General features: G+C 37.9%; 1 protein-coding gene. It reads right to left on the reverse strand.

The genetic code is table 11. The annotated features are described in order from the left end of the window. Positions 1-285: 285 nt before the first annotated feature. Positions 286-2,046 (reverse strand): ArnT family glycosyltransferase, encoded by a 1,761-nt coding sequence (locus tag ACWIX0_RS13360; RefSeq protein ID WP_454174475.1) that lies wholly within the window; start codon positions 2,044-2,046, stop codon positions 286-288. Positions 2,047-2,116: the final 70 nt, after the last annotated feature.

Below are 2,116 nucleotides of genomic sequence, written 5' to 3' on the forward strand. Positions count from 1 at the left end.
AATATTTAAGAATCTTTTTTTTAATCTATCTTGTTTTAGTCTCTTAAATTCTTGCAAAGGTTTTTATTATGTGGTGATATACTTGTTTTTCATCGTGTGCATCATAACTTAAGACTCATTTGTGTGAGATTAAGTTGGGTTGAGCCTTTTAATTTGTATCAATGAAATAGCAAGATTTGTATAAATATTGTCAAATTCAGTTGTCTTAAGCCTTTTTAATGCGCTACGAGACGAAAATCCCACTGCATTTACCTGCAACTGCCGATGGGCAAAACTAGCGATTAGCTAATAATTTTTTAACAAAATCCACTCTTTTTTTGCGACAATGGGGATAAAATTGTAAAATCGCTCTTTATTTTTTAGATAATCGCTTTCTTTCATCGCAATACATATTTTTTCATTTGAATCTAAAATCGTGCTAATTTGTGGGTTTTTTAGCGATAAAAATTCGTCCTTAAAAGGCTTTTTTGCGGTTTGATGTGCGTAAAAATAGCCTGAAAATGATGGCTTTGCGTCTAAAAATACGATTTGCCCTTCACCATCCCACCGCGTGAAAATGTCCTTTTGATGGCGTGGATATACTAGTGAATCTAACTTGCCACTTGCCAAAAATGCGCATAAAATTAGTATTAAACTTAATGGTAAAAGCCAAATTCCACGCCTAAATCTTTTTTTTGTGCTAAAAATAAAATTTGCCACAAGTATGCAAAATGCGGGGGCGCAGGGCAAAGTGTATGCTTCTAAAATGTTTCGTGAAAATGTCAAAAAGCAAAGTGGCATTACAATCCAAAGTGCTAAATAGAAATTTTCGATATTTGCGGGATTTAGGGCGATTCGCGTCGAACTTATTACCAAATCTATCGCCCTAAAATCCTTGCGAACCCTAAAAAATCCGTAGATTTTCTTTGCCACAAAACCCACAAATACAACACTCCACGGTAAAAATGAGATAAAGAAAAACCACCAAATTGTGCCTATGGGTTGAGAATGTGCGTTGCCATACAAATCCCCTTCCCACCCGCTTACAAAAAATCGCTTAAAATGTTCGCCAATGATGAAATACTCTAAAAATCCCGCGCTTTTTACCTCAAATGCGATATACCAAGGTAGTGCGATGAGTAGCATTAGGGCTGTCCCGCTGAAAAAGGGGAGATTTTTTAGGTGCAAAATTTGCGTTTGTGGCGTAAAAAATCGCAATGAGATTATAAAAGCAAATATGGGAAGCCCAACTAGCACAAAAATCAGCGGTCCTTTGGCAAGAAGCCCAAGCCCCAAACCTATGAAAAATAGGTAGCCAAATATTTTGCTGGTTTTTTGCGCATTTGCAAATTCGTCATTCTGAGTGAGTGAAACGAGCGAAGAATCCAAATTATGCGAATCTAAATTATATGAATCGCAATGTTGCAAAGGCGAATCTAATTCATTGATTCGCTTTTCTATCATTGATTCGCTTGACGCAACAGATTCGCGCGTTTTGGATACTTCACTATGCTCAGTATGACTTGGTTTGTGTAAATGATTATCAAAAGTCAAATTACCCACAACACACCGCCAAAAACTTATCATACATAGCATTACACAAAATAGCAGTGCCTCATCTGTCATCACCGCGCCACTAGCGACAAATCCAATCCCTGTGGTAGATAATATCACCGCACACGCGATAGGACGCAAAGCCAAATATTCGTCTTCATTTCGCCTAAAAATCCACGCAAAAAATAGCCCATAGCAAAGTAGCCCAAAACAAAATGGCGCGAATCTCGCCCCAAATTCATTCACGCCAAACGCCCACATACTCGCCGCACTCGCCCAAAAGCTAAGTGGTGGTTTGCCCCAAAATGGCATTTCGTAGTCGTAGTAGTAAAGCACTATCCATTCATTTAGCTCTAATATTTTGCGCGACATATCCGCGTAACGAGCCTCTGTGGTATTCATAAGCGGGTAGAAATTTAGGCTAATTAAACGCACGATTAGGATAAATAAAAGCAACGCGATTAGCGCGTAAAGCGATGCATTTTGACGATTTAAAAACAAAAATGAGTGCATTTATATCCCTTTGCAAAAATTTGGCGCATTGTAGCGTATTTATTTGGCTCAATTTAACTTAAGCTGTTGT

This window comes from Helicobacter sp. T3_23-1059, from assembly GCF_053654515.1.

What these genes read in the sequence shown, in the direction of transcription:
- ACWIX0_RS13360 (WP_454174475.1), bottom strand. Translation starts at nt 2,046, where the DNA reads ATGCACTCATTTTTGTTTTTAAATCGTCAAAATGCATCGCTTTACGCG.